The sequence below is a fragment of the Gordonia sp. NPDC003376 genome, assembly GCF_053589235.1.
Genome location: NZ_JBSFRM010000026.1, coordinates 51,846 through 72,873 on the forward strand (window position 1 = coordinate 51,846; position 21,028 = coordinate 72,873).

The 21,028-nt window shown below is 68.5% G+C and carries 18 protein-coding genes; 10 read left to right on the forward strand and 8 right to left on the reverse strand.

Annotation, left to right across the window (positions count from 1 at the left end):
* Window positions 1-2,309 (reverse strand): phosphoribosylformylglycinamidine synthase subunit PurL (gene purL, locus ACWDUA_RS21035; RefSeq protein WP_449752952.1); only part of this gene is annotated, 2,309 nt, incomplete at its 3' end.
* Between the two features lie 72 nt (window positions 2,310-2,381).
* Here purL and eccA point away from each other — a divergent pair.
* Window positions 2,382-4,190, forward strand: a complete 1,809-nt coding sequence (eccA, locus tag ACWDUA_RS21040) for a type VII secretion AAA-ATPase EccA (RefSeq protein WP_449752953.1) — start codon at window positions 2,382-2,384, stop codon at window positions 4,188-4,190.
* Between the two features lie 66 nt (window positions 4,191-4,256).
* On the opposite strand, the gene ACWDUA_RS21045 is transcribed toward eccA, so the two are convergent.
* On the reverse strand, window positions 4,257-4,874 hold the full coding sequence (locus ACWDUA_RS21045) for a TetR/AcrR family transcriptional regulator (protein ID WP_449752954.1): 618 nt from the start codon (window positions 4,872-4,874) through the stop codon (window positions 4,257-4,259).
* A gap of 293 nt (window positions 4,875-5,167) precedes the next feature.
* Between ACWDUA_RS21045 and ACWDUA_RS21050 the strand changes: the two genes are divergently transcribed.
* Together ACWDUA_RS21050 and ACWDUA_RS21055 are read left to right on the forward strand one after the other, a co-directional pair.
* Complete coding sequence (locus tag ACWDUA_RS21050; RefSeq protein ID WP_449752955.1) at window positions 5,168-6,499, forward strand: flavin-containing monooxygenase; 1,332 nt, start codon at window positions 5,168-5,170, stop codon at window positions 6,497-6,499.
* A 27-nt stretch (window positions 6,500-6,526) separates the two neighbouring features.
* Window positions 6,527-7,303, forward strand: a complete 777-nt coding sequence (locus ACWDUA_RS21055) for an SDR family NAD(P)-dependent oxidoreductase (protein ID WP_449752956.1) — start codon at window positions 6,527-6,529, stop codon at window positions 7,301-7,303.
* A gap of 127 nt (window positions 7,304-7,430) precedes the next feature.
* Here the strand turns inward: ACWDUA_RS21055 and ACWDUA_RS21060 are convergent, their stop codons facing one another.
* From ACWDUA_RS21060 to cysD, 3 genes are all read right to left on the reverse strand, one after another.
* Entirely contained in the window at window positions 7,431-8,186 is a 756-nt protein-coding gene (locus tag ACWDUA_RS21060; RefSeq protein WP_449752957.1) for a 3'(2'),5'-bisphosphate nucleotidase CysQ, read from the reverse strand.
* A gap of 63 nt (window positions 8,187-8,249) precedes the next feature.
* Window positions 8,250-10,124 carry an adenylyl-sulfate kinase gene (gene cysC, locus ACWDUA_RS21065; RefSeq protein ID WP_449752958.1) on the reverse strand — a complete coding sequence of 625 codons (1,875 nt, stop codon included), beginning with the start codon at window positions 10,122-10,124 and terminating at the stop codon, window positions 8,250-8,252.
* Window positions 10,124-11,047, reverse strand: a complete 924-nt coding sequence (gene cysD, locus ACWDUA_RS21070) for a sulfate adenylyltransferase subunit CysD (protein WP_449752959.1) — start codon at window positions 11,045-11,047, stop codon at window positions 10,124-10,126. Before cysD ends, cysC begins: the two co-directional genes overlap by 1 nt.
* Window positions 11,048-11,235: 188 nt before the next feature.
* Between cysD and ACWDUA_RS21075 the strand changes: the two genes are divergently transcribed.
* Entirely contained in the window at window positions 11,236-11,706 is a 471-nt protein-coding gene (locus tag ACWDUA_RS21075; protein WP_449752960.1) for a hypothetical protein, read from the forward strand.
* Between the two features lie 22 nt (window positions 11,707-11,728).
* On the opposite strand, the gene ACWDUA_RS21080 is transcribed toward ACWDUA_RS21075, so the two are convergent.
* The gene (locus ACWDUA_RS21080) at window positions 11,729-12,688 is read right to left on the reverse strand and encodes a DUF1214 domain-containing protein (protein WP_449752961.1); all 960 of its coding nucleotides are present in this window, start codon (window positions 12,686-12,688) and stop codon (window positions 11,729-11,731) included.
* 146 nt (window positions 12,689-12,834) lie between these two features.
* Between ACWDUA_RS21080 and ACWDUA_RS21085 the strand changes: the two genes are divergently transcribed.
* The 4 genes from ACWDUA_RS21085 to ACWDUA_RS21100 are packed head-to-tail and all read left to right on the forward strand — an operon-like array spanning window position 12,835 to window position 17,032.
* On the forward strand, window positions 12,835-13,746 hold the full coding sequence (locus tag ACWDUA_RS21085) for an enoyl-CoA hydratase (RefSeq protein WP_449752962.1): 912 nt from the start codon (window positions 12,835-12,837) through the stop codon (window positions 13,744-13,746).
* A gap of 1 nt (window position 13,747) precedes the next feature.
* Window positions 13,748-14,914 (forward strand): acyl-CoA dehydrogenase family protein, encoded by a 1,167-nt coding sequence (locus ACWDUA_RS21090; RefSeq protein ID WP_449752963.1) that lies wholly within the window; start codon window positions 13,748-13,750, stop codon window positions 14,912-14,914.
* Window positions 14,915-14,921: 7 nt separating this feature from the next.
* Complete coding sequence (locus ACWDUA_RS21095) at window positions 14,922-15,893, forward strand: acyl-CoA dehydrogenase family protein (protein ID WP_449752964.1); 972 nt, start codon at window positions 14,922-14,924, stop codon at window positions 15,891-15,893.
* A 5-nt stretch (window positions 15,894-15,898) separates the two neighbouring features.
* Window positions 15,899-17,032, forward strand: a complete 1,134-nt coding sequence (locus tag ACWDUA_RS21100) for an acyl-CoA dehydrogenase family protein (RefSeq protein WP_449752965.1) — start codon at window positions 15,899-15,901, stop codon at window positions 17,030-17,032.
* 236 nt (window positions 17,033-17,268) lie between these two features.
* Here ACWDUA_RS21100 and ACWDUA_RS21105 read toward each other — a convergent pair whose 3' ends face one another.
* The gene (locus ACWDUA_RS21105; protein WP_449752966.1) at window positions 17,269-18,654 is read right to left on the reverse strand and encodes a wax ester/triacylglycerol synthase domain-containing protein; all 1,386 of its coding nucleotides are present in this window, start codon (window positions 18,652-18,654) and stop codon (window positions 17,269-17,271) included.
* A 110-nt stretch (window positions 18,655-18,764) separates the two neighbouring features.
* Between ACWDUA_RS21105 and ACWDUA_RS21110 the strand changes: the two genes are divergently transcribed.
* Window positions 18,765-19,418, forward strand: a complete 654-nt coding sequence (locus ACWDUA_RS21110; protein WP_449752967.1) for a TMEM175 family protein — start codon at window positions 18,765-18,767, stop codon at window positions 19,416-19,418.
* A 10-nt stretch (window positions 19,419-19,428) separates the two neighbouring features.
* Here ACWDUA_RS21110 and ACWDUA_RS21115 read toward each other — a convergent pair whose 3' ends face one another.
* Entirely contained in the window at window positions 19,429-20,235 is an 807-nt protein-coding gene (locus ACWDUA_RS21115; RefSeq protein WP_449752968.1) for a helix-turn-helix domain-containing protein, read from the reverse strand.
* A 71-nt stretch (window positions 20,236-20,306) separates the two neighbouring features.
* Between ACWDUA_RS21115 and ACWDUA_RS21120 the strand changes: the two genes are divergently transcribed.
* On the forward strand, window positions 20,307-20,597 hold the full coding sequence (locus ACWDUA_RS21120) for a hypothetical protein (RefSeq protein ID WP_449752969.1): 291 nt from the start codon (window positions 20,307-20,309) through the stop codon (window positions 20,595-20,597).
* The last annotated feature ends 431 nt before the right edge of the window (window positions 20,598-21,028 follow it).

Here is a 21,028-nt window from a genome sequence, read left to right on the forward strand (position 1 = left end):
CCGAAGAGTGTGGGCAGAGTCCCCTCGTGGACCTCACGCAGTTCGGTGAGCGGGACGTCGAACAGGTCCTGAACGCTCACCGAGTCGCTGCCCTGGTCGACGACGCCGATCCGCGTCCACGGCATTCCGCGGGCGTCGAGCATCGCCGAGAAGCGGGACTCCTCGGTGCGCGGGACGGCCACCAGGACGCGGCCGGTGGACTCGGAGAACAGCCACACGAACGGGTCGGCGCCCTCGGGCAGGAGCACACGGCATCCGGTCTCGCCGGCCAGCGCCGACTCGACGACCGCCTGGATCAGGCCGCCCTCGGAGAGGTCGTGGGCTGCCGACACCAGGCCGTCCCGGGAGGCGGCGACCAGGATGTCCGACAGCAGCTTCTCGTGGTCGAGGTCGACGGTCGGGGCGGCGCCACCGAGGTGATCGTGGGCGACCTGCGCCCAGATCGACCCGTCGAACTCGTCGCGGGTCTCGCCGAGCAGGATCAGGGTCTCACCCGGTTCGGTGCCGAACCCGGTGGGCAGGCGACGGTGGACGTCGTCGATCACACCGAGCACACCGACGACGGGCGTCGGCAGGATGGCCGTCGACCCGGTCTGGTTGTAGAAGCTGACGTTGCCACCGGTCACCGGGATCCCGAGCTGGACACAGCCGTCGGCGAGACCGCGCACGGCCTGTTGGAACTGCCACATCACGGCCGGGTCCTCGGGGGAACCGAAGTTGAGGCAGTTGGTGACGGCCCGCGGGCTCGCACCCGACGCCGACACGTTGCGGTAGGCCTCGGCGAGTGCGAGCTGGGCACCACGGTAGGGGTCGAGGTAGGTGTAACGCCCCGACGCATCCGTCGACAGCGCGATGCCGCGGCCGGTGGACTCGTCGATGCGGATGACGCCGGAGTCGGCGTTCTCGGCGAGTACGGTGTTGCCGCGGACGTAGCGGTCGTACTGCTCGGTGATGAACTTGCGGCTGCACAGCGCCGGCGAGGCCAGCATCTGCAGCAGCGTCGCACGCAGTTCGTCGGCGCCGGACGGTCGGGACAGCGACGCGGTGGTCGAGGCGGTCACCTCGTCCTGCCAGTCGGGGCGGGCCACCGGACGCTCGTAGACCGGGCCCTCGTGGGCGACGGTGCGCGGCGGGACGTCGACGACGGTCTCGCCGTGCCAGTCGATCACCAGGTGCTCACCGTCGGTGACCTCACCGATCACGGTGGCCAGCACGTCCCACTTACGACAGACCTCGAGGAAGGCCTCGACGTTCGCCGGGGTGACCACGGCGCACATGCGTTCCTGCGACTCGCTGGAGAGCACCTCGGCGGGGGTCATACCCACCGCACGCATCGGCACCCGCTCCAGGTCGATGTGCATTCCGCCATCCCCGGCGGATGCGAGTTCGGAAGTGGCACAAGACAATCCGGCACCGCCGAGGTCCTGGATGCCCACCACCAGGCCGGCGTGATAGAGCTCCAGACAGCACTCGATGAGCACCTTCTCGGTGAACGGATCACCCACCTGCACGCTGGGCAGCTTCTTGCGGTTCGGTCCGGTCGAATCACCGTCGTCATCGAAGGTCTCCGACGCCAGCACCGACACGCCGCCGATACCGTCGAGGCCGGTCCGCGCGCCGAACAGGATGATCTTGTTGCCCGCACCGGAGGCGAACGCCAGCTGCAGGTCCTCGGTGCGCAGCACACCGGCGCACAACGCGTTGACCAGCGGGTTGCCCTGGTAGCTGGGATCGAAGACGGTCTCGCCACCGATGTTGGGCAGGCCGAGGGAGTTGCCGTAGCCACCCACGCCGCGGACCACACCGTCGACGACGCGACGGGTGTCGGGGGCGTCGGCCGCACCGAATCGCAGCTGGTCCATCACCGCGATCGGGCGGGCACCCATCGCCATGATGTCGCGGACGATGCCGCCGACACCGGTCGCCGCACCCTGGTAGGGCTCGACATAGCTGGGGTGATTGTGCGATTCCACCTTGAAGGTGACCGCCCAGCCGTCGCCGACGTCGACGACGCCCGCGTTCTCGCCGATCCCGGCGAGCATCCCGGCGCGCATCTCCTCGGTGGTGGTCTCACCGAAGTAGCGCAGGTGCACCTTGGACGACTTGTAGCTGCAGTGCTCGGACCACATCACCGAGTACATCGCCAGTTCGGCGTCGGTGGGGCGGCGGCCGAGGATCTCCCGGATGCGCTCGTACTCATCGTCCTTGAGTCCGAGTTCCCGGTAGGGCTGCGGATGATCGGGCGTCCGGGCTGCTGCCGAGACGGTATCGAGTGCACTGGTGGCGGTCGCTGCGCTCTTGTCGCTCACCGGCCCATTCTAGCCATCCAGGCATTACGCTTTCGGCGGGGACGGCGGGTAGGCGGGCACGGGGGAGGTTCGATGACCGACATCGGCAAGGCGAGGCAACTGTTCGAACTCGGAGTGCTCTCGTCGGGCATCGCGGTCGACGGCACCGAACCCGTCGACGACCCCGCCCAGGCGGCCAAGGCGTTCACCCGCGCGAGCGAGTGGGACCCGCAGATGGCCGACGCCTGGATCGGCCGGCTGGCAAGCGGCGACACCTCCGACGAGGCCGTCCTCGGGCTCTACCGGGTGCGCGGCGCGATCGGCGTCGAGCAGCGACGACTGGGGCTTCCCCCGGGCCGGCTGGTGGGCCGCTGGTACACCGGGATGTTCCTGGACTATCCGCTGGTCGACGCGGTCCACGCGACCGCCGCATACGCCTCGACGCTGATCCGCGGGCGCGATCTTGCCGGGGCCGCCGAGGTGCTGGCCGGCATCCCACCGAACCCGCGGGTACCGATCGCGGAGTTCATGACGGCCGTGCTGCATTTCACGGCACAACGCTGGCCCGATGTGCTGTCCACGCTGTCGGGGGCAGACGGCTGGAACGACCCGCATCTGTCGTGCGCCGCGGACTACCTGGGCGGGAGCTCCTGCATCCAGCTCGGCCTGTTCGGGGAGGGCGCCCGGCGCCTGCAGCAGGCCGTCGACGGCCCGATCCCGGCATGTGCGACCCGCGCCATGTACGGCCTGGGCCTGTCCCTGCGTGAGCAGGGGCAGGAGGACAAGGCCCGGTCGATGTTCGAGGCGGCGTTCGCCCGTGATCCGTCTTTCGCCGCCGCGGGCAAGGCGCTGCGCTCGCCGGGCGTCCGGCTGTCGGTGACGTCGGCCGAGGAGATCGCCCGCCGCAGCGATCCCTGGGATCCGGGGTCGGTGGGCGGACCGGGCAGACCGGACTCCGATGACCCCGTTCGGGATGCCATCGACCCGCACACCGACGGCACCCCGTCGGATCTGGTCGACACCGCGCAGACCGAGCTCGACGCCCAGATCGGGCTGGAGTCGGTGAAGGAGCAGGTCGCCCGCCTGCGGTCGGCGGCGACCCTGGCGCGGGTGCGCGCCGACCGCGGCCTGACCACCGCGGCCCGCAGCCTGCATCTGGCGTTCACCGGACCACCCGGCACCGGCAAGACGACGGTGGCGCGGGTGATCGCCAGGCTGTACTGCGGGCTCGGGTTCATCGCCACCGACAAGGTCGTCGAGGCCACCCGCCGCGATCTGGTCGGCGAACATCTCGGCAGCACCGCGATCAAGACCGCGGCCCTGATCGACTCCGCGATGGACGGGGTGCTGTTCATCGACGAGGCGTACACGCTGATCCAGCAGGGCCTCTCCGGAGGCGACGCCTTCGGCCGCGAGGCCGTCGACACGCTGCTCGCCCGGATGGAGGACGACCGCGATCGCCTCGTCGTGATCATCGCCGGATACGACGCCGAGATCGACCGGTTCCTCGCCGCCAACGACGGTCTGGCATCCCGGTTCGCCCGGCGCATCCGCTTCGACTCCTACACCCCGGCCGAGCTGGCCCGGATCGGGTCGCACCTGGCCTCGCGCCGCGACTCGGTCCTCACCGCCGAGGCCGCCGCCGAACTCGAACTGGCCTGCACTCCCCTGTATCACGATGTGCGCGAAGGGCCGTCGGGTGCACTGCGCGCCACCGACCTGGCCGGTAACGGCCGGTTCATCCGCAATGTCGTCGAGGCCGCCGAGGAAGAACGCGAGCACCGGCTGTCGGCGTCGGACGATCTCGACGCCCTCACCCACGACGACCTCGTCCGGATCGAGGCGGTCGACCTACGTGCCGCACTCGGGTCGGTGCTGTCGGGGTTCGCCGTCCGGCGCTAGGACCGGATCCGACGCCGAGCCGAGGATTCGAGGCCGGTGGCTGCGTGGGGATCACCCCCTTGTCCCTCAACCCTTCTCATTCGTGAGGGCGGCGAACTGCCGGGCGAACGTCGCCACGAGTTGCCGAGCCTGGTCGGTGTCGCGATCAGCCAGCCAGTTGAGGATCAGTCCGTCGATGTCGGTGGTGAACATCCGCGCCATGATCGGCATGGGCAGCGTCCAGTCGATGCCGTGCCGGTCGGCCAGCTCGGCGAGGAGATTCGACGACGACGCGTAGTACTGCTCGTACTGCCACCTCGCCAGCTCCGCGAGATCGGGGTCGCGCAGCACCGTCGTGGTGAGTTCGTAGAGCACCAGCTGCCGCTCCGGGGCATCGACTGCCGCCTGCAGCAGACCGGTGAAGACCTGGGCGAGGGACGCCTCGAGACCGTCGGCGGCATCGGATGGCGCGAGATCGGCGGCCGAGGCGAAGGCGGACTCGAGCATCTGCGCCACGACGGTGTGGGTCAGTTCCCGGAGCAGTTCCTCTTTGTGGCGGAAGCAGTAGTGGAAGAAGCTCTGCGGCACGCCCGCCTCGGTGCAGATGGCGCGGGTGCTCGTGGATGCGACCCCTTTCTCCGCCATCACACGGAAAGCGGCTGCGATCAGATCCTGCCGACGTTGATCGGCTGACGTGTAGGCCACCGGCGTCCTCTCGTATTTCCATCGCGCGTCCGGATCGTTAATTCTGCCCTCTGCCGAATCGCGGCGCGAATCGCTGACCAGGTCAGTCGACCAAGGGCCATGTCTGTCACCCGACCAAGTCTATTGACAGACTCATCGGCCCAGCTTACGGTGTGCGACACGACGAATTACGACGCGGCTCACATCGAGTGGGTATGCGCGCTGCACCGCGGGAACCCGCTCGGGACCACGCGATTCATCACAGCGCCGGAATGCGTACTTCGACGTCGCCCATCGAAAGGAACCCCAAGACAATGAGCTCGACGACACCCACCCCCGACCGCGTGTGCATCGTCGGTGCCGGTCCTTCCGGACTGGTGGCGGCACGACGACTCCGGGACGCCGGAATCCCGTTCGACGTGTTCGAAAAGCACTCCGACGTCGGCGGCATCTGGGATCCCGAGAACGAGGGCACGCCGATCTACGACAGCGCCCACTTCATCAGTTCGAAGTACACCAGCGGTTTCTACGGACATCCCATGCCTGCCGACTACCCCGACTACCCCTCGTGGCGTCAGATCCTGGACTACATCCGTACCTTCGCCGCCGACGAGGGCCTCTACGAGCACATCATCTTCGACACCCCGGTCGACAAGGCCGTGCGCGATGCCGACGGCAACTGGACGGTCACCGCTGGCGGGACCGAACGCATCTACCGTGCCCTGATCGCCGCACCCGGCGTCACCTGGCACGCCAGTTCACCCACCCTCCCCGGGCAGGAGACCTTCACCGGCGAGATCCGGCACTCGTCCACGTACAAGAGCCCCACGGAGTTCGCGGGCCGCAGGGTCGTGGTGGTGGGCGCCGGGAACTCCGGGGTCGACATCGCCTCGGATGCGGCCGCCAACGCCGACGCCGCCTTCCTGAGCGTCCGACGCGGATACCGGTTCATCCCCAAGCACATCTTCGGTGTCCCCCTGGACGTGTTCATCAACGAGGGCGGCACGCTCCCGGAGGGCGTGGTCCTGCCCGAGGACCCGAGCGCGCTGATCGATGCGCTCGTCGGCGATCTGACCCGGTACGGCCTGCCGGAACCCGACCACGATGCACTGGCATCCCACCCGATCGTCAACGACCAGATCATCCACTACCTGGCGCACGGCGACATCATCGCCAAGCCCGACATCGCCTCGCTCGACGGCGACGAGGTGGTGTTCACCGACGGCAGCCGCGAGCGTGTCGACCTGATCCTGCTCGCCACCGGCTACGAGTATCGGATTCCGTTCGTCGACGAGGACCTCTTCGAGTGGAACCAGGGACACCCGAAGCTCTACCTCAACGTCTTCAACCGCACGGTCGACAACCTGTACGTGCTCGGCTTCATCGAGTTCGCCGATGCCGCGTACCACCGATTCGAGGAGATGGCACAGCTGATCGCGATCGACCTCACCGTCGGCGGCGCCGACAAGGAGAAGCTGGCCGAGCTCAAGCGCACCGACGACCCCGACCTGCGGGGCGGCATGCAGTACGTCGACAGCCCGCGCCACGCGAACTACGTCGAGACACACACCTATCAGGACGCCGTGGCCAAGGTCCGTGACCAGTTCGGCTTCCAGGACCTGGCCACCGAGTACGCCACGAAGTAGTCGACGCACCAGCTGACAGGGGTTCACATGTTCGGATTCACAGACAAGGTCTGCGTCGTCACCGGCGGCGGTTCGGGAATAGGGCTGGCGGTGGCCACACTGTTCGCGAACGACGGCGCCCGGGTCGTCCTCGCCGACATCGCCGACGCCGCCGAGGCCGCCGCGTCGCTCGATGCCACCTACATCCGTACCGACGTCAGCGACGAGCGGGACGTCGCGGCGCTGATGGCGCAGACCGCAGCATTACACGGACGGATCGACGTGGTGGTCAACAACGCCGGCATCATCCGCGAGGCCGCATTGGGCGATACCACGATCGAGGACTTCGACACCAGCATCGCGGTGAACGCACACGGCGTGTTGTTCGGACTCAAGCACGCCGCCCGGTTCATGCAGCCGGGTGGTGCGATCGTCAACACCGCGTCGTTGGCCGCGCAGGTGGGATTCCCCGGCTATGCGTCGTATGCGGCGTCGAAGGCGGCCATCGTGTCGCTGACCCGCGTGGCGGCGATCGAGCTGGGGCGCTCGGGAATCCGGGTGAACTGCATCTGCCCGAGTTCGGTCGACACGCCGATGCTGGCGGCCCAGGAGAACGGTGACGTCGAGCAGGCCATCACCACCCTCGCATCCCCGCTGGGGATGTCGATCTCCGGCGCCGACATCGCGTCGGTGATCGCCTTCCTCGCCTCCGACGCCGCAGCCGCGGTGTCCGGGCAGGCCATCGCCGTCGACGCGGGGGCGACCGCCGGCTACTCCGAGCAGCTCATCGAGGGCCTCGTGGCGCATCTGCGGGCCGACGCATGAGTCGTGGGGGTCGGGCCGTGAGGTAGATGCCCACGCAACTCCCAGGTGCGTGGCAGGGATGCCGCGCATCTGGGAGTTCACCGTGCAGGCAGGGAATCCCGGCGCGGTCGTGGTCGCCGGTCGGCGCTCAGCCCTGCGACGTCACCGCGATGATCGAATCGCGCAGCTCCGGCCGGCAGATGACCAGGTCGGGCAGATAGGTGTCGTCGTTGTTGTAGACCAACGGCGAGCCGTCGATGCGTCCGCACCACAATCCCTTGGCCGTGGCGACGGCGACCGGGGCCGCCGAGTCCCATTCGTACTGCCCGCCGGCGTGCACATAGGCGTCGGCCTCGCCGCGCACCACTGCCATGGCCTTGGCACCGGCCGATCCCATCGACAGCACCTCACCGCCGATCGCGTCGGCGACGGGCTGCGAGAAGGCCGGGGGCCGTGACCCGCTGACGACGACGCGGGGCACGTCACCGCGGGCGGTGGCGGCCAGTCCGTGCGTCGGGGTGACCGGGTCGGGGTCGTCGACATAGGTGATCCCCAGGCCGGGCAGGGCGACGGCCCCGGCGATCAGGCCGTCGGTCTTCGACCACAGCGCCACGTGCACCGCCCAGTCGGAGTGGCCCGCCATGCCGTACTCGCGGGTGCCGTCCACCGGGTCGACGATCCACACGCGCGCCGCGGTCAGCCGGGACTTGTCGTCTGCGGACTCCTCCGACAGCACCGCGTCGTCGGGTCGCTCGGCGGCGAGCCGTTCCAGCAGGAAGTCGTCGGAGCGCCGGTCGCCCTCCTTCCCGAGTGGTTTGCCGCTCAACCCGCTGGTGGCGCGGATCTCCAGCAGCAGCTTCCCCGCCTCGGTGGCGAGCTGTCCCGCGAGTGCGCGGTCGTCCATCCAGACCTCCCTGGTCGTTCCCGGCGTGCCTGTCGTACCTGTCGTGCGTCCTGCCTGCCGCCTCTACAATCCCAGATTCCGCAACACCGTGTCGGCGGCCTCCGCCGGGGTGCCGTCGGTCGGGGTGACGACGACGTCGGCGTTCTCCGGCCGCTCGTACGGCGAGTCGATCCCGGTGAACTGACTGATCTCACCGCGCCGGGCCTTGGCGTACAACCCTTTGGGATCACGCCGCTCACATTCGTCGAGAGGCGTGTCGATGAAGATCTCGTGGAAGGGCAGGCCCCGCTCGGCGTGGATCTCGCGGGCCCGGACCCGCTCGCCGGCGAACGGCGAGATCAGCGAGACGATCGCCACGGCCCCGGAGTCGGCGAACAGGGCGGCCACCTCGGCGGTGCGGCGGATGTTCTCGCGGCGGTCGTCGTCGCCGAAGCCGAGGTCGGAGTTGAGTCCGTGGCGCAGGTTGTCGCCGTCCATCAGATATGCCGGACGCCCCTCGGCGACGAAGCGCCGTTCGAGTTCGATCGCCAGCGACGACTTGCCCGATCCGGACAGTCCGGTCAGCCAGATGGTGGCCCCGCGATGTGGGCGGTGTTCGCGGCCGACCTTGGTGGTCTGCCAGACGATGTGGCTGTCGTGGCTGACCGGGGCGGTGATCATGCCCGCCGCGACGGTGGCATTGGTGGCCTCGTCGATCAGGATGAAGCTGCCGGTCTCTCGGTTTCGCCGGTAGGAGTCGAACATCACCGGCTGCTGTGTCCGCAGGGTGAGTCGACCGATCTCGTTGAGCTGCAACTTCTTCGCCTCGGAATCGCGGTGCAGCGTGTTGACGTCGAGGCGATAGTTGACGCCGGTGATCTCGGCCTTGGTGGTGCGGGTGCCGGTGAGCAGGACATACCGCGACTGTTCGGTGAGGGGCACGTCGTCGGCGAACCAGCAGACCATCGCGTCGATGTCGCGGGCGACGTACGGGCGGTTGTTGGGCCGGGCGAGCATGTCACCGCGGACGATGTCGATCTCGTCGGCGAGCTCCACCGACACCGCCATCGACGCGAACGCCTCGTCGACGCGGGTGCCGCCGGGACCCCAGATGTCGGTGATGGTGGTGGTGAAACCGCTGGGCAGGACGACGATCTCGTCACCGCGGGTGAACACCCCACCGGCGACGGTGCCACCGTAGGCGCGATGGTCGGCGCCGTCGGCGGTCTGCGGGCGGATCACGTACTGCACCGGCAGCCGCGCGTCGATCAGGTTGCGGTCGGAGGCGATGTGCACGTTCTCGAGATGACTGAGCAGTGGACGCCCCTCGTACCAGGGCATCGCGGCGGACTTGTCCACCACGTTGTCCCCACGCAACGCCGACAACGGGATGAAGGTCAGGTCGGCGATGTTCAGCTTGGCGGCGAAGTCGACGAACTCCGAGCGGATCTCGTCGAAACGTTCCCGCGACCAGTCCACCAGATCCATCTTGTTGACGCAGATGGTCAGGTGCGGGATGCCCAGCAGCGACGAGAGGAAGGCGTGCCGCCGGGTCTGCTCGAGGACCCCCTTGCGGGCGTCGATCAGGATGATCGCGAGATCGGCGGTCGACGCACCGGTCACCATGTTGCGCGTGTACTGCACGTGCCCGGGGGTGTCGGCGATGATGAATTTCCTTCGCGGCGTGGCGAAGTAGCGGTAGGCGACATCGATGGTGATGCCCTGCTCACGCTCGGCGCGCAAGCCGTCGGTGAGCAGTGCGAGGTCGGCCTGGGTGTCGCCGCGCGCCGCCGAGGTGGCTTCGATGGCCTCCAGCTGATCGGTGAAGATCGACTTGGAGTCGTACAGCAGGCGGCCGATCAGCGTCGACTTGCCGTCGTCCACCGACCCGGCGGTGGCCAGTCGCAGCAACTCCCCCGCTTCGACGACCGGTTGTGCGGCAACCGAATCGGTGCCCATCAGAAGTACCCCTCCCGTTTGCGGTCTTCCATCCCGGCCTCGGAGATGCGGTCGTCGGCACGGGTGGCGCCACGCTCGGTGAGTCGGGTGGCCGAGATCTCCTCGATCACCTCGGCGACGGTGACGGCATCACTGCGCACGCAGCCGGTGCAGGTGGCGTCGCCGACCGTGCGGAACCGGACCCGCTCGACATGCGGCGCCTCACCCGGTCTGCGTTCGAGGAATCTGGTGTCGGCCAACAGCATTCCGTCGCGGGGCACCACCGAACGCTCGTGTGCGTAGTAGATCGGTGGCAGCTCGATCTGCTGCTCGGCGATGTATCCCCAGATGTCGAGTTCGGTCCAGTTGCTCAGCGGGAACACCCGGATGTGCTCACCGGGATGGTGGCGACCGTTGTAGAGATGCCACAGCTCGGGGCGCTGCGCCCGTGGATCCCACGTACCGAACTCGTCGCGGAAGCTGAACACACGCTCCTTGGCCCGGGCCTTCTCCTCGTCGCGACGGGCGCCGCCGAACACCGCGTCGAACCGGTTCTCGGTGATCCCGCGCAGCAGCGCGGTGGTCTGCAACCGGTTTCGGCTGGTGCCGGGTCCGGTCTGCTCGACGACGCGCCCGGCGTCGATGTCGTCCTGGACCGAACTGACGATCAGCCGCACCCCGGTCTCGACGACGACGCGGTCGCGGTAGGCGATCACCTCGTCGAAGTTGTGGCCGGTGTCGACGTGCATGAGCGGGAACGGGATCGGCGCGGGCCAGAACGCACGGCGGGCGATGTGGAACATCACCACCGAGTCCTTGCCCCCGGAGAACAGCAGCACCGGCCGCCCGAAGGTGGCCGCCACCTCACGGAAGATGTGCACCGACTCGGCTTCGAGCGCGTCGAGATGGCTCAGCTCGTAGTGAACCCTGCCCGGTGCGGTCATGTCGTCGTCCTTGTCATGTCGCCTCCCCTGATGATGCCGCCGAACCGACAGCCCTGGCCGTGTATCCGATTGTCCACCCCGGCGGGGGTGGTCCGTTCGACAGACAGCGTTGCTAACGATCTCATCGCACAGGCCGGTACTCCCTGTGAACCAGCTCGACACCACCTGTACCCGACCCGGAGGACCCCATGCATCGCACCATCCGTCGACTCACCACCGCAGGCGTCGCCGCGGCGATCACCGCGACCGGTCTGATCGGGGCCGGCGCCCTTGGCTCGGGCACCGCATCGGCCGAGACGGTCGCCCCACTCGACCGCTGCTGGGGGGTCAGCCCCAACATCGTCGACCAGCCGTACAGCACCGCCCGGCTGTTCGTCAGCCAGAATGGCCCCGGACGCGTCACCGCGGCCGTTCGCGACATCTCCAGCTTCTGGGGCGGCGGATACGAGTCGGTGGGACGCCTCGACTGGCACAATCTGCGCACCGGCACACGCGGCACCGCCGTCGACGCCGCACCGATCCGCCTCTACGTCGGCGGCCCCACCTTTCACCTGAACACCGGTTCCGGGCCGGTCCGGGTGACGCTGTCGGCGGTCAACCGCAATGCCCTGTGGGCCATTCCGACGACGGCGTGCAGCGGCACCCTGCACGTGGGCTGAGCACATCACCCGCGCCGGCGGTTCAGGCCCCGACCGGTCGTACCGCCGGCGCCGACCACGTGCCGTTCACGACCTCCGCATGCGGCCGGTACAGCCGGATCAACAGATTCCAACCGGGCATCGTGTAGAGGTAGTTCGGTTCGCCCGCCGGATGCGTACCGAAGCGCACGATGACCGACCCATCACCCTCCGGTGCGGCTGTGACACTGTTGATGTTGTTGACGCCCAATGGGTTCGACCGGAAGTAGCCATCGGCGTCGTAGATCGACACCGACCAGAAGGCGTCCACCGGGACGTCACGGAGCACCATCTGGAACTCGCCCGCCGCGTCGACGCCGTCCGGGAACGTGGGGGTGACGTTGACGTAGGTGGCCTCGGACCCCGGCAGCCCGCCCCAGCCGGACGCGGACCCGAGCAGATGACGGATCGGGTCCACCTCACCGGCGGGCCCGAAGGCACCACGGAAGTCCGGCAGATCCGCCGACAACGCGAGCAAGGACGTGCGGGTGCGGGCCGCGGCGTCCGGGTCGTAGTCGGGGACCACGAACGGCCTCGACGAGCCGGTGCGCACCCGGAGCAGATCCTGCAAGCGGTTGACCTCGGCGACATCGGCCGAATCCCCCGGGTCCACCAGGGTCCGCACGCCGATGAGAACGAAGTCCGAACCCACCGCGGCGGCATCGAATCGATGGGTGCCGGGCCGGTGGATGATCAGCGGGATGTGGTGGTCACGCGTGACGACCATCGCCGACATGTAGCGCCCCCCGGCCTCCGGCAGGTCCAGCACGACGCCGTCGGTGGCGTCGACGATGCACTGGCTGTAGAGGGTGTCCCGGTTCTGCCGCACGATCGGTTGATGATCGAGCGGCGTGGGCTCCCGATAGTGACGCCAGACCCCGACGCCCCCCGAATCGGCGAGCAATCGACCGAACATGACATCCGACTCGGCGCGGACGAAGTTGTCCGCGTTGACCTTGATCATCGGCCTCCTGCTGCTTCTCGTGATCGACGACGACATGTCCGATCCGGGAGAACGATACGCGGACGACCGGTGACCCGGGACGCGGTCGCCGCGGCGATTCGCGGCCCGGCTACCAACCAAGCACTTGCTAGGTTAGGCTCGTGGACATGAGCGACGCCGTCATCCCCCCACCCCTGGGTCCCGACGATCTCGGACCCGACACCACCCCGGTCGCCTATGAGACCGGCGGCGACGCGGGCGCGATCGCGTATGTGACCCTCAACCGGCCCGAGTACCGCAATGCACAGAACTCGGTGATGACCTATTCGCTCGACGCCGCGTTCCGCAGGGCCGTCGACGACCCCGCGGTCAAGGTGATCGTGTTGCGCGCCAACGGCAAACACTTCTCGGCCGGCCACGACATCGGCACGCCCGAACGCGATTTCGACACGTTCTACGACAATGTCGCCGTGCTGCACTGGGATCACAGTGACAAGACCGGCGCCGATCAGCGCCTGGCCCGCGAGATGGAGGTGTACCTGGGGATGTGCCGCCGCTGGCGCGACATCCCCAAGCCGCTGATCGCGCAGGTCCACGGCGCGTGTATCGCCGGCGGGCTGATGCTCGCCTGGACCTGCGACTTCATCGTCGCCTCCGACGACGCGTTCTTCTCCGATCCGGTCGCCCGGATGGGCATCCCCGGCGTCGAGTACTTCGCACACGCCTACGCGCTCGGTACCCGGCGCGCCAAGGAGATCCTGTTCACCGGTGAGCGTTTCACCGCCGCACAGGCCGCCGACTGGGGCATGGTCAACCACGTCGTCCCGCGTGACGAGCTGGCCGCCAAGGTCGACGACATCGCCGGCCGCGCCGCGGCCATGCCGATGCAGGGATTGTTCCTGTCGAAGAAGGCGGTCAACATCTGCGAGGACCAGATGGGCATGCGCAACGCGATGGACTCGGTGTTCGGCTGGCACCACTACGCACACTCGGCCAACGCCGAGACCGGCGACTCGCTCGGCGGCATGGATGCCAGGTCGATGAAGGCGGCCGGTACGGGGAACGGCGCGGGAGCCTGAGATGGACCTGCTGTTCGACGATGCCGCACAGGCGTTCCGCGCGGAGATTCGCACCTGGCTGGCCGATAACGTTCCGGCACAACCTCTTCCGTCGATGGATACCGCCGAGGGATTCCAGGCCCACCGGCAATGGGAGGCCACCATGGCCGCCGACCGCATGTCGGTGGTGACCTGGCCGGTCGCGTTCGGCGGCCGGGACGAGCCGCTGCTGCACTGGCTGATCTTCGAAGAGGAGTACCACCGCTCCGGTGCGCCCGGCCGGGTCAGCCAGAACGGCATCTTCCTGCTCGCCCCCACCTTGTTCGAGCACGCCCACCCCGAACAGCTGCAACGGATCATGCCGCGGATGGCGCGTGCCGACGACATCTGGGGCCAGGCCTGGAGCGAGCCCGAGTCGGGCAGCGACCTGGCGTCGCTGCGGTCGACGGCCACCCGCACCGACGGTGGCTGGCTGCTCAACGGGCAGAAGACCTGGAGTTCACGATCCAGCTTCGCCGACTGGGGTTTCGGACTGTTCCGCACCGACAAGCAGGCCCGGCACCACAAGGGCATCACCTACTTCATGTTCGACCTGCGCAGCGCGGGCGTGACCGTCCGACCCATCGCCCAGCTCGACGGCGAGGCCGGCTTCGCCGAACTGTTCCTCGAAGACGTCTTCGTCCCCGACGATCCCGCCGCCCCCGGCGACTCCGGTGTGATCGGCGAGGTCGACAACGGCTGGACGGTGGCGATGAGCACCGCTGCCAACGAGCGTGGCCTCTCGCTGCGCTCCCCCGGACGCTTCCTCGCCACCACCGATCGCCTGCTCGAGCTGTGGCGGGCCCGCCGCGACGGCGTGCCGCCCACGGCGGCCACCGATGCCGCCGTCGCGGATGCCTGGATCGGTTCGCGCGCCTACGAACTGTCCACGTACCAGACGGTGAGCCGGCTCGCCGCCGGCGGACAGCTCGGCATGGAGTCGTCGATCAACAAGGTGTTCTGGTCGCAGTGGGATATCGCCGCCCACGAGACCGCCCTCGACCTGCAGGGGGCCGACGCCGAGCTCGACGACGACTGGCTCGACGGCTACCTGTTCTCGTTGTCGGGGCCGATCTACGCGGGCACCAACGAGATCCAACGCAATGTGATCGCGGAGCGCCTGCTGGGCCTGCCGCGTGGGGACCGGTGAGGAGCCGATGGATTTCCTGCTCTCCGACATTCATGACGACCTCGCGTCGAGCATCGATGCGCTGCTGACCAAGGCCGACTCCCCCGCCGTCGCCCGCGCCTGGTCCGCCGGCGACCGCGAGCCCGCCTCCGCGATGTTCGGCCGGCTCGCCGAGACCGGCGTGTTCGGGCTGATGGTCGACGACGCCCTCGGCGGTGCCGGTGCCGGCGCGGTCGAGATGGTCGTCGCCCTCGAACAGCTCGGGCGTCACGGGATTCCGGGTCCGCTCGCCGAGACCATCGCCGTGGCACCGGCGCTGCTGACCGCCGCCGGGGTGACCGATCCGTTGGCGGCGATCGCCGCCGGTGGCATCGTGTCGGTCGCGGCCGCCCCGTTGCAGCCGCGTGCCGCCGACGCCGATGCGGTCCCCACCGTGTATCTGCTGGCGCGGGACACGCTGTCGGCGGGATCCCCGGGTGAGCCGCTCCGCACTGTCGACCCTGCGCGCACCGTCTCCGACGTCCATGCCGGTGAACCACTCGCCACCGGTGTGAACGGGTCGGCCGCCCTCGATCTGGGTGCGCTGGCCACGGCCGCGCAGCTGCTCGGCCTGGGGCAGCGGATGCTGTCGCTGGCCGCGGAGTACGCGGTGGCACGCAAACAGTTCGGCCGGGCGATCGGCTCGTTCCAGGCGGTCAAACATCATCTCGCCGATGTCGCGATCGCCCTCGAGATGGCCCGGCCCCTGGTGCACGGTGCCGCGGTCGGTGTCGACGGTGGCGCCCCCGAGGGCACCGACGTGTCCCGTGACGTCTCGGCGGCGAAGGTCGCCGCCTCCGACGCCGCATATCTCGCCTCACGGCAGGCACTTCAGGTACTCGGGGCCATCGGCTACACGCGCGAGCACGACCTGTCGCTGTACCTGACCAAGACCAGGGCGCTGGTGTCGGCGTGGGGAACACCGGCTGCGCACCGGGCCCGGATTCTGGAGGCGCTGTGAGCACGATGACCAAGAATGGCCCGGCGACCATCTCCGCCGAAGATCGTGAAGCACTCCGGGATTCGGTGGCCGGACTGCTCGACCAGCGATCCGCTCCGGCCGCCGTCCGCGCTGCCATGTCGGCTCCCGGCCGCATCGACGCGCCGCTGTGGCAGACCCTGTGTACCGAGATCGGTGTGGCCGCGCTCCTTATTCCCGAGGAGTTCGACGGCGCCGGGGCCACTGTCGCCGAGACCGGTGTGGTCCTGGAGGAGACCGGGGCCTCCCTCAGTCCGGTACCGGTGTACTCCTCGGCCATCGCGGCCACCGCGATCCTCGCGACCGGCGACACCGACGCGGCGCAGCGCCTGCTGCCCGGTATCGCGTCCGGCGGGGATTCGGTCGCGCTGTGCTGGGCCGGGCCCGACGGCTGGGCCTCCCCCGGCGTCACCGCCGAGGCCGGATTGCTCTCCGGGACCGCCCACTACGTGATCGACGGTGAGTCGGCCGATCATCTCGTCGTGCTCGCCGGGACGAGCAGCGGCCTGACCGTCCACGACGTCGATGCGCACGCCGAGGGCATCACCGTCACGCCGCGGCCCGTCGTCGACCCGACCCGTCCGCTCGCGTCGATCACCTTCGACGACGTCGCCGCCACCACGATCACCGCCAAGGCCGACACCGAGGACACCCTGCGCACCGCCGCCTGGGCGTTGCTGTCGGCGGAGCAGGTCGGCGGCGCCGCCCGCGCCCTCGACCTCACCGTGCAGTACACCAAGGAGCGCTCGCAGTTCGGTCGTCCGATCGGGTCCTTCCAGGCTCTCAAACACCGCATGGCCGACCTGTACACGCTGGTCGAGACGTCCCGGTCGATCTCCCGGGCCGCACTCGACGCCGTCGCCACCGGGGCGGCCGATGCGCCCGAACTCGCCGCCGCCGCACACGTCTACTGCTCGGAGTCGTTCGCCACGGTGGCCGGTGAGGCCATCCAGCTACACGGCGGCATCGGCATCACCTGGGAGCACGACATCCAGCTGTACTTCAAACGCGCCCACGGCAGTGCCCTGCTGTTCGGCCAGCCGCATCGTGTCGTCACCGAGTTGGGCAAGCGACTGTACGGAAGCCGACTCCAACCTCGACCACCAACAGCACGTTGCTGATCGAGCAGACCCCCACCGATGACTGAAGTGCGTACGCCGACAACCCCTCGATGATTGAGCCAGCCCCTCACCAGCTCAACCACCAACAACCCCTCGACGATTGAGCCGGGCCCTCACCAGCTCAACCACCAACAACCCCTCGATGATTGAGCCGGGACCGAGCGAAGCGAGGACCCGAGTCGAAATCCCCGCAGCCTGCGCTGGACGCCGACCACCCCAGAGGTACGTGGCCGGACTCAGCGCAACGCGGCCACCTCCGCGAGGCCGGCGCGGAGGTGGTCGGTCAGCAGTGCCGGGTCGGTGACTGCGGCCGGGTCACAGTTGATCCCGAGGTAGGCACGTCCGGCATAGGACATGAGTGCGACGTTGACCGCTGCACCGCCTTTGGGGGCGAATGGCACGAGTGTGGTGACCTCGGCACCGCCGGTGAACACCCGGATCGGTGGACCGGGCACATTGGTAGCCGCGACGTCGACGCCCTTCATCAACGATCCGGCGACCGAGGTGGTCACCTGCCGGGGCAGCAGGGTGAGCAACTGGTAGACGATGGTCGACAGGTGGAGCGCCGGATCGGTGCGCGCCCTGCGAAGGATCGGTTGAAGTCGCCGAATCCGCTCCACAAGGTCGTCGGGTTCGGCCGGGACGATGAATCGTGCCGGCACCCAACGATTTCCGCCTTCGGTGTCGGCTGCGGTCCGCAGGCTGATCGGCATGTTGACCCGGAACTCGGCAAGTGGATGCCCGAGATCCTCGTGGTAGCGACGCACCGCGCCTGCGACGGCCGCGACGAAGCAGACGTTGATCGTGGTGTCGACGGCGTCCGCGGCGCGCCGTAGATCGTCGAGCGAAACCTCGAGGATCGAGAACGAGGAAGACAGTGAGCGGTTCGTCATGAGGTCCGAACGCGGGGTGCTCTGCGGTTCGAGCATCCGGAACACGGCGAGAGTCGTCGTGGCGGCCGAGGTCACCGTGCGCACCGGATGGGTGAGCGCAGTGCGGGATGCCGCGAGGACGAAACCCGCGGTCGCCGTGACGCTGTCGCGCGCTGCCCGGGCCTCGAATCCGGCCGCCTGCCCGAACCTGCCGACCATCCCGAGCGGCGCCGGCGCCGGAACGGCGGGAATCGGTGGGAACGACCCTGGTTCGCGCCGGAGGTCGAACATGTCGGCGGCCATGGCCATCCCGCCCACACCGTCGGTGATGCTGTGGTGGATCTTGAGGACGAATGCGGCGGCGCCGCCGGCGAGGTCGGTGAGCAGCGCCGCCTCCCACAGGGGGCGGGCATTTTCGAAGTCGGCCTCGCTCATCCGCTCCGCGTATGCGAGGACTGCGTCGGCGGCGGGACGGGTGTCGTCTCCCCGACGCCACCGCAGGTGATAGGCGGGATCGAAGTTCGGGTCGGGCTCCCAGCGCGGCGGTGCCGGCGACAACGGGTTGCCGACGGCGCGTTGACGCAGGCGGGGGATGCGTCCGGTCATGTGGTCGACCCGGGCGTCGATCACGGTGCGGTCGGGGGCACGGTCGAGCATCGCGACCAGGATGATCACCGATCGCAGCAGCGGATCACCCTCCACACCGAACATCACGGCGTCGAAGGCACCCATCCGCGGATCGAGGTGCATCGTCGAATTGTGCAGCACCGGGAGCGCCTGCTGTGACCGAACGTGAAGACTCGTGCCCGGTGGTGCCACATCGGTCGAAGCCGGGGCCTGCAGCATCTATCCTGCAACCCATGGCCACGCTTGACGAACGTCGCACCGAGGAGGGCTTCCGGCGACTGATCGCCTTCACCGATGCGGTGGTCGCCATCGCCCTGACCCTGCTCGTCCTGCCCCTCGCCGACTTCGCCGGCGACATCGAGAGGGGCACGCACCTCTGGACCGTGTTCGCCGACCACGACGTCGAACTCCTCAGCTTTGCGATCAGTTTTGTCGTGATCTGGATGCTGTGGCGGCAGCACCACCGGTCGATGGAGTACTTCAGGTTCTACGACTCGGGTCTGATGAACCTGACGTTCCTGTGGTTGTTCACCATCGTGGTGCTGCCGTTCGCGACCGCGCTGCTCGACGGCAAGGACATCGACTGGGCCAACGATCTGTACATCGGAGTCCTGCTCGTGTCGGTGACCGCACTGACCGCGCTGGAACGGTGGGGGGTCGCCCATCCGCAACTGCTCAATGACCCCGACGACCCCGGGACCCGGGAATGGATGACGAGCCGGGGACGCTACGCCACGATGATCCTGTTCGCCGGAGCCCTGATCATCGCGATCGTCGTCCCCTCATCGGGGAGTTGGCCGCTGCTGCTGCTGGTCCTCAGCGGTCCGGTGGGGTGGCTGCTCACCCGCGGACAGACCGACGACGAGGCGCCCGCACCCCAGGTCTGACACATTCCGCTCAACCGGTCGGTACAACGCGCAAGAACTCCGCCGTGGCGGCGTCGGCGGGCGCGAAGATCTCCACGGTCAACTCCTCCACGGTGACGTCCCGGGCCGAGGTCGGGGCGGCTTCGACCGAGAAGAACGCCAGATCGCCGTCCGGGTGCGCCAGTCGCAACGGCAGGACGACGGCGTCGGTGGCCGCGGCGGAGTCGTGGTGATCGGCGTCGTCGGGAAGGTATCCGGCGAGTTCGGCGGCCAGCGCCACCAGCCCGGCGTCGCCGGTGTGCGCGGCCCGACGCCGCACCTGCCGCATCAGATGTGCACTCCATTCCCCGAAGTTCGTGATCCGTCGGGCCATCCCTTCCGGATGCAGTCCGAGTCGGAGCACGTTGACCGGCGGTTGCAGCAGGTGCTCGGCACAGCCGTCGAGCAGCGGACCGACGGAGGCATTGGGCTCCACCAGATTCCAGTGCCGGTCGATGATCACCGCCGGATTCGGTGCCATCGCGGTGATCATCGCCGACAGCTCACGTCGGACCACCGCCAGCTCGGGGGCGTCGACGGCGCGCTGCGGATAACGGGGAGCGTGGCCGGCCGCGGTCAGGATGTGATTGCGCTGCCGGAGCGGGATGTCGAGTTCCTCGCCCAGACGATGGATCAGGTCCGGACTGGGAGTGGAGCGACCCGTCTCGACAAAACTGACATGACGTGACGAGATCCCGGTTCGGTTCGACAGCTCGAGTTGTGACAGCCCACGCCGCTCCCGCCAGTCACGCAGCAGGTGACCGGCGCCGGACGGGGTGGTCATCACCGAATCGGTCATGACGTCCAAGGTAATTGCCCGGGGCCCGGTGGTGCGCTCCGATGATGGGTACCGAGGAACGGAGGTTTCCGATGACCACATCGCCCGAGGTCCAATCCATACCGCGCTGGCTGAAGATCGTCATGCTGTGCGACCGCGCCGGGTCGTCGTGGTACATCGGCTCCGGAGTGCTGTTCGCGCCCATCCTGCTGATCGTCGACCCCTGGCCGGCCGCACGCGTCGTCGCGCTGGTCGTGATCGCGAGCGTCGGACTGTGGCTGGGTCTGCTCGGCCTGGCCATGGCCACCGGGTTGGCCCTCCTGCTCCGCCGCGGTGGCGAACTCCCCGAATCCTTCTGGAAGGAGATCGTCCGGCCGTCGTGACCGCGTGGGCATGCTCCTCACGCGGACTGTTCCGGCTCGGTCCCGGCTCAATCTGCCACTGCCCGTTGCCGGTTGAGTTGACGACGCAAACACCTCAAAGGTGGCCACCCCAACGTCAGCTGCGGGGATTTCGATACGATCCTACTCAATCAGCCACTGCCAGTTGATGGTTGAGCCGACGAGGAGCGTAGCGACAAGTCCAGTCGAAACCTCCGCCGCCCGAACTCACCAACGCCACCACCACAGAAGTCGTCACCACCCAACGCCAGCTGCGGAGACTTCGACACGGGTCCTCACGATGCTCGGTCCCGGCTCAATCAGCAACACCCAGTTGACGGTTGAGCCGACGAGGAGCGTAGCGACAAGTCCAGTCGAAACCTCCGCCGCCCGAACTCACCAACGCCACCACCACAGAAGTCGTCACCACCCAA